Origin of the sequence: Schaalia georgiae DSM 6843, assembly GCF_000429245.1 — a bacterium.
GTDB classification, from domain to species: domain Bacteria; phylum Actinomycetota; class Actinomycetes; order Actinomycetales; family Actinomycetaceae; genus Pauljensenia; species Pauljensenia georgiae.
The window spans coordinates 467,468-473,793 of record NZ_AUBM01000006.1; the positions used below are offsets into that span (position 1 = coordinate 467,468).

Consider the following 6,326-nt stretch of genomic DNA (forward strand, 5'->3'; position numbering starts at 1 on the left):
CCGTTCCGCACCGCCCCGGCCCCCGCCTCGTAGACCCCATTGACGGGGCGGGGGCCGGGCCCGACGGGCCCCGCACACTAATTCCCGCGCCGGCGCCCCCGCAGGGCAGCCGCGGCGCACTGCGGGCTGAAAGGAAAATCAATGGAAGCCCCATTGCTCACTGTGACGGGCGTGAGCAAGTCCTTCAAAGGCGTCCACGCTCTGCAAGGCATCGACCTGGAGCTGGCTCCGGGCGAGATCCACTGCCTGGCGGGCGAGAACGGCTCGGGCAAGTCAACGCTCATCAAAGTCATCTCCGGGGTGCACGCCCCGGACTCGGGTTCGATCACGATCAACGGGACCACATGGGACCGGCTCACACCACTGGAGGCCATCGCAGCCGGCGTTCAGGTCATCTACCAGGACTTCTCCGTGTTCCCCAACCTCTCCGTCATGGAGAACCTGGCGCTGACCACGGAAGTGGCCGCCGGGCGAAAACTGGTCAACTGGAAGCGCTTCCGCGCCATCGCCGAGCGCGCGGTGGCGACCATCGGCTTCAAGGTCGACCTGGACGCAAAGGTCGGGGACCTGTCGGTCGCGGACAAACAGCTGGTCGCCATCTGCCGCGCCCTCATCTCCGACGCGAAGCTGATCATCATGGACGAGCCGACCACGGCCCTCACGAAGAACGAGGTGGCCGCGCTCTTCCGCATCATCCTGGACCTGCGCTCCAGGGGCATCGCGATCCTCTTCGTGTCCCACAAGCTCGAGGAGGTCTTCGAGATCGCCGAGCGATTCACGGTCCTGCGCAACGGCCAGAAGATCATCACATGCCCGAAGGAGGACCTCGACCGGCGCTCCTTCGCCAAGCACATGACCGGCAAGGAGTTCGACGAGACCCGTTTCGAGCCCACCGCGCTCAGTGATGAGCCAGTGCTGGAGGTCGCGGGCCTCAGCGCCCCTGGCGCCTTCGAGGACGTCTCCTTCGAACTGCGCCGCGGCGAGATCCTGGGCATCACCGGCCTGCTCGGCTCGGGCCGCACGGAGCTGGCGCTCGCGCTGTTCGGCGCCCACCCCACCCAGGCGGGCACCATCCGCGTGCAGGGCGACGAAGTGCGACTGCGCAGCGTCAACGACGCCATCGACGCGGGCATCGCCTACGTGCCGGAGGACCGCCTCACCGAGGGCTTGTTCCTGTCGCGCTCCATCGGCGAGAACATCGTGATCTCGGAGCTATCCGACTTCACCAACGCCCTGGGCGGAGTCGACAAGAGGGCCATCGCCACCGAGCAGGACCGCTGGGTGTCCGACCTCGAGATCGCCACGCCCGACCCCGCCAACGCCGTCAACACACTGTCGGGCGGCAACCAGCAGAAGGTCGTCCTGGCCAAGTGGCTCGCCACCAAACCCGACGTGCTGATACTCAACGGTCCCACCGTCGGCGTCGATATCGGCTCGAAGTTCACGATCCACTCGATCCTGCGCGAGCTGGCCGCCGACGGCATGGCGGTCATCATCATCTCCGATGACATCTCCGAGGTGCTCACGAACTGCTCGCGGGTCCTCATCATGCGCGGTGGCCAGCTGCGCGAGGCCGTGGACCCCGCCACGACATCCGAGGCGCGCCTCGGGGAACTGCTGGCCGCCACCGACTCACAGCCCGGATCCTCCGGGCCCGCCGGGGACGCCGGCGCCGACCAAGCCGAAGGAGGGCGATGATGGAGGCGTTGAAGAAGAAGACGCTGCGCGCCAACGAGTTCTGGGTGTTCCTGGTGGTCGTTGCCCTCGCGCTCATCATCCAAGTGCGCTCGGGCCAGTTCTTCACCGCGAACAACCTGGTGGACCTGGCGGGCGCGATGGTGGTCCCCGGCCTCTTCGCCGTGGCCGCCCACCTGGTCCTGGTCTCGGGGGGCATCGACGTGTCGTTCCCGGCCCTGGCCTCGTTGGCTGTGTACGCGACCACGCGCATGCTGGTCGATAACGGTTTCGACGGGCCCGTCATCGTGCCCTTCCTGATCGCGGCCGGGCTCGGCGCGCTGCTGGGCGCGTTCAACGGGATCTTCACCTCGCGGCTGACGGTGCCGACCCTGATCATCACACTGGGCACGGCGAACGTGTTCAACGGGTTCATGCAGGGCGCACTCAAGTCCGTGCAGATCAACACCATCCCCTCCTCGATGCAGTCCTTCGGGCAGGCGTCCCTCTTCGTCGCGCAGAACCGCGCCTCGGGCCTCCAGTCGGCCATGCCCGTGTCGTTCCTGCTGCTGGTCGCAGTGGTCGCGGCGGCGTTCTTCCTCACCCGGTACACGATGTTCGGGCGCGGGATCTTCGCGATCGGGGGCGACGAGGCGGCTGCCGCGCGCGCAGGGTTCTCCGTGGCGGGCACGAAGTTCTGGCTCTACGTGATCGTGGGGATCATCGCGGCCCTGGCCGGCATGGTCCGCACGTGCTCGATGGGCCAGATGCACCCGACGAACCTGCTGGGCATGGAGATGATGGTCATCGCCGCCGTCGTTCTGGGCGGCACCGCGATCACGGGGGGCAAGGGCTCCTTGACCGGAGTCATGCTGGGCACCCTGCTCATCGTCATCGTTCAGAACTCGATGATCCTCACCGGCATCCCAACGATCTGGCAGAACTTCGCCCTGGGCCTGCTGATCATCGTCGGCACGGGGATCTCGGCCGTCCAGGTCGCCCGCTCCCGCGGGCGCACAGCGTAGGAGGAGACGCCCATGAACACGAAGACCCGTTCCACCAAGACGGGAGCACTGCCCGCGTTCCTCACGCGGGACCCCTACATCACGCGCCTGGTCCTGGTGCTGGTGCTGCTGCTGGCGTTCTTCGCCATCGTCAAATCCGGCCCGTTCTTCGCGGTGCGCACCTGGCAGTCCATGGCCATCCAGTTCCCCGAGTTCGGCCTGATGAGCCTGGGCGTCATGTTCACCATGTTCACAGCCGGCATCGACCTGTCGGCGGTGGCCATCGCCAATGTCACGTCGATCTGCGCGGCCCTGGCCCTGCGGGCCGTCCTGGACGGGCAGCCCGCGGCCACCGTCCCGTCGATGGCCACGGCGACAGCGGTCGCACTGGGGATCGCACTGGCCGTGGGCGCGCTGTGCGGCCTCATCAACGGAGTCCTCATCGCCGTCGCCAAGATCCCGCCGATCCTGGCGACCCTGGGCACTCTGGAGCTCTTCGGCGGCGTCGCCATCGTCCTCACCGACGGCAAGCCCGTGTCCGGCGTCCCGGAGGCGTTTGGCGCGGTGTTCGCCGCGCGCGTGGGCGGGGTCGTCCCCATGCCCCTGGTGGTGTTCATCGTGTGCGCCCTCGTCGCGGCCGCGATCCTGGGGATGACGGGCTTCGGCACCAGGATCCTGCTGCTGGGCACGAACGAGAAGGCCGCCCGTTTCTCCGGCATGCGCGTGGCGAGCCTATTGATCCGCACCTACGTCCTGTCGGGCGTGATGGCCGCGATGGCCGGGCTGGTCATGCTGGCGAACTACAACTCCGCGAAGTCCGACTACGGCGCCTCGTACACGCTGCTCACCGTCCTCATCGTGGTGCTGGGCGGGGTGAACCCGAACGGCGGGTCGGGCCGCCTGTCGGGCGTGCTCTTCGCCATCGTGATGCTGCAGGTCCTCTCCTCCGGGCTCAACATGTTCCCCACCATCTCCAACTTCTACAGGCCACTCATCTGGGGCGCGGTCCTGCTCGTCGTCATCTGCATGAACGAAGGGGCCCTCTCCGCGCGCCGCCTCATCGACGCCTCGCGGCGCCTCCTCAAGAAAGGAACACAACAATGAAGACCGTCCGGTTCAAGAACGTCGTCGTAGGGGCGGACTTCGCGGGTTTCCCACTGAAGGAGGCCGTGAAGCGCCACCTGGAGGAGAGGGGGTGGACGGTGACGGATCTGACGCCCGTCCTCGAGGAGACCCCGATGTACCACCGCGTCGGCTTCGCCCTGGGCGCCCAGATCGCTGAGGGCCACTTCGAGAGGGCCCTGGCGTTCTGCGGCACGGGCATGGGGATCCACATCGCCGCCTCGAAGGTGCCCCACGTGCACGCCGCCGTCTGCGAGTCCGTGCCCTCGGCCCGCCGGGCGTCCGCCGCGAACAACGCGAACCTGCTGGCGATGGGGGCGTTCTACGTGGCGCCCCGCACCGCGATGGCGATGGCGGACGCGTTCCTGGCCTCCGAGCTCGGCAGCGGCTACGAGGACTGGGAGGGCTTCTACGCCTACCACCGCATCGGCTACGACGAGTGCGAGAACTTCGACTACGAGGCATACAAGGCCAACGGCTTCGAAGTGGTGGACCCGCAGACCGCCGAACTCGCCGAACAGCCCCGGGGCCTGGCTTACTGACCCCGCTCCGCCCCGGGGGGCGCTGATCGCCCGGCGCGCTCAGCCTCCCCCGGCCTAGAGCCGCTGGCCCCGGGCGCGTTCCAGTGCGCTGGTCCCGGCCGCGCCCGCACCCGCCCGCCCGGGCCCGTCACTCCCCGACGGCGCCCGGGCGGCGCCTCGTCGACTCCCTTTCGACCAGGGTGCCCTCGATGTGGATCCTGCCCGTGGAGTCATCGTCCCCCATCAGGATCGACACCCCCCGGTGGGCGATCGCGTCGAGCGGCTGGTGCAGGGTCGTGATCGTGGGGCGCATGAGCGCCGCGAACTGGATGTCGTCGAAGCCTGTGACCTGGACGCGTTCGGGCACGGCGATGCCCCGGCCGCGCAGCGCCGTGATGGCGCCGATGGCCAGCAGGTCGTTGAGGCAGAGGAACGCGTCGGGCACCGCGCCAGAACGGTCGAGGACCCGGTTGACGGCGGCCCCCGCCTCGTCGACCGAGAAGCTGCACTCGATGACGTCGTCGGGGTCCAGGCGCATCCCCAGTTCCTCCGCGACTGCGCGGGCGGCGCGGACGCGGGTCACCGAGGAGACGTTGGAGCCGGTGTTCGACAGGAGCGCGATCCGCTCCACGCCCCGCTCGGCCAGGTGGTCGAGCAGGGTGCGGATGCCGTGCGGGTCGTCCACCCCCACCATCGGCACGTCCAGTCGGACGCCGCGGTCCAGTTGGACCGTGGGCACGTGCGCGGCGGCGCGCTCCAGGGCGGGGGTCGAGTAGGTCTCGTGGCAGGGCACGACGACGAGCCCGTCCACGGCACCGCTCTCCAGGGAGCGGAGCAGGTGGTCCTCGTGGGCCACGGACATGCGCGCGTCCGCGAGCAGCAGGTTGAGTCCGCGCTCGGCCAGGCAGTGCTCCACTTGGGCCACCAGCTCCATGAAGAACGGGTTCCCGATGGAGGGGACGACCATGCCGATCTGCCCCGTCGTGGACAGGCGCAGCGAGCGGGCGACGGGGTTGACCCGGTAGCCCAGGCGCCGCGCGACCTGCCGCACGTGATCGCGGGTGTCGGCGCGGATCAACTCCGATCCCTTCCCCAGGGCGCGCGAGGCGGTCGCCACCGACACCCCCGCTTCTCGCGCGACGTCGACGAGGCGGGGACGGGGAGTCGGCTCCGGGATCATGGTCCCAGTGTAGGTCCCGCGCCGGGTGGTTCGGGCGGGTTCGTGCGGTCCGGTTCGGCTGTGCCCCGGGTGTTTCTGGCAGGCCTCCATTCTCTGTCGGGTCTGGTTGCGCGTGTGGGATGGGTGTGGCTTGTGGTGTTGTTGTGCCGTGTGTGGTGGCGTGTTGTCTCACTATTTGTGTGGTTGTCGGGGAAGTGGTTGACGGGGGGCGGGTGGGGGGGGCGTAGGTTTTCGGGCATGGATGCTTCTTCTGGTGTTGTTGGCCCGCCTGCGGGCGGTTCCGGCCCGTCGGGGTTCGATTCGTCGGGTTTCGATGAGGCGATCGCGCGCGTTGAGGCGGAGGCGGTGCGGGCCCGGGAGTTGGGGGAGCGGGCCGGGCGGTTCGTGGAGGCGGCCGCCGGGGTGCGCGGGGTGGGCGCGGACGAGAGGGGCCAGGTGCGGGTGGTGGTGGACCACACTGGGATGGTGGTGGAGGCCCGTGTCCTGGGCAGCCGGGAGCTGGGTGACGCCCTCGTGCGGGCCTACGCGGCGGCGCGCGCGGGGGCGGGCAGGGCCCTGGCCGACGCTGCGGGGGAGGCCTACGGGCCCGAGTCGGCGGCCGCCCGCTCCCTGGCCGGCCGTTACGGGTCGCGCCGCGGGCAACAAGCACACGAGTGGCGCCAGGACCTGGCCGAACACGGCGCCGGCGCGGTCGAGTGGATGCGGGGGTGAGGGGCGGTGGCCTGGGACCTGGTGTTCGACGACGAGGCAGTGCGCGCCACCGCCATGCGGTGCCGGGACACCGCCGACGGGGCCAGGTGCGCCCTGGGGGCCGCTGACACGACG

At 69.4% G+C, this 6,326-nt stretch carries 6 protein-coding genes; 5 read left to right on the forward strand and 1 reads right to left on the reverse strand.

Going from position 1 to position 6,326, the window contains the following annotated elements; genetic code table 11:
* The first annotated feature begins 141 nt into the window (after positions 1 to 141).
* From G447_RS0102045 to G447_RS0102060, 4 genes are read left to right on the forward strand one after another with little or no spacing between them, the layout of a single operon-like run.
* Positions 142 to 1,698 carry a sugar ABC transporter ATP-binding protein gene (locus G447_RS0102045; protein ID WP_026429852.1) on the forward strand — a complete coding sequence of 519 codons (1,557 nt, stop codon included), beginning with the start codon at positions 142 to 144 and terminating at the stop codon, positions 1,696 to 1,698.
* Positions 1,695 to 2,699 (forward strand): ABC transporter permease, encoded by a 1,005-nt coding sequence (locus G447_RS0102050; RefSeq protein WP_034475925.1) that lies wholly within the window; start codon positions 1,695 to 1,697, stop codon positions 2,697 to 2,699. Before G447_RS0102045 ends, G447_RS0102050 begins: the two co-directional genes overlap by 4 nt.
* Positions 2,700 to 2,711: 12 nt before the next feature.
* Positions 2,712 to 3,782: an ABC transporter permease gene (locus G447_RS0102055; RefSeq protein ID WP_026429854.1), complete on the forward strand. Its 1,071-nt coding sequence runs from the start codon at positions 2,712 to 2,714 to the stop codon at positions 3,780 to 3,782.
* Positions 3,779 to 4,342, forward strand: a complete 564-nt coding sequence (locus tag G447_RS0102060; RefSeq protein WP_026429855.1) for an RpiB/LacA/LacB family sugar-phosphate isomerase — start codon at positions 3,779 to 3,781, stop codon at positions 4,340 to 4,342. The genes G447_RS0102055 and G447_RS0102060 overlap by 4 nt, the downstream gene beginning before the upstream one ends.
* A 127-nt stretch (positions 4,343 to 4,469) precedes the next feature.
* Here the strand turns inward: G447_RS0102060 and G447_RS10895 are convergent, their stop codons facing one another.
* Positions 4,470 to 5,501: a LacI family DNA-binding transcriptional regulator gene (locus G447_RS10895; RefSeq protein ID WP_034475927.1), complete on the reverse strand. Its 1,032-nt coding sequence runs from the start codon at positions 5,499 to 5,501 to the stop codon at positions 4,470 to 4,472.
* 237 nt (positions 5,502 to 5,738) lie between these two features.
* Here G447_RS10895 and G447_RS0102070 point away from each other — a divergent pair, with 237 nt between their 5' ends.
* Positions 5,739 to 6,212: a hypothetical protein gene (locus G447_RS0102070; RefSeq protein WP_131295650.1), complete on the forward strand. Its 474-nt coding sequence runs from the start codon at positions 5,739 to 5,741 to the stop codon at positions 6,210 to 6,212.
* Positions 6,213 to 6,326 lie beyond the last annotated feature (114 nt).

Bases quoted from the DNA above. Each gene is read 5' to 3' on its own strand.
- G447_RS0102045 (WP_026429852.1), top strand. From the start codon at position 142: ATGGAAGCCCCATTGCTCACTGTGACGGGCGTGAGCAAGTCCTTCAAA.
- G447_RS0102050 (WP_034475925.1), top strand. From the start codon at position 1,695: ATGATGGAGGCGTTGAAGAAGAAGACGCTGCGCGCCAACGAGTTCTGG.
- G447_RS0102055 (WP_026429854.1), top strand. From the start codon at position 2,712: ATGAACACGAAGACCCGTTCCACCAAGACGGGAGCACTGCCCGCGTTC.
- G447_RS0102060 (WP_026429855.1), top strand. From the start codon at position 3,779: ATGAAGACCGTCCGGTTCAAGAACGTCGTCGTAGGGGCGGACTTCGCG.
- G447_RS10895 (WP_034475927.1), bottom strand. From the start codon at position 5,501: ATGATCCCGGAGCCGACTCCCCGTCCCCGCCTCGTCGACGTCGCGCGA.
- G447_RS0102070 (WP_131295650.1), top strand. From the start codon at position 5,739: ATGGATGCTTCTTCTGGTGTTGTTGGCCCGCCTGCGGGCGGTTCCGGC.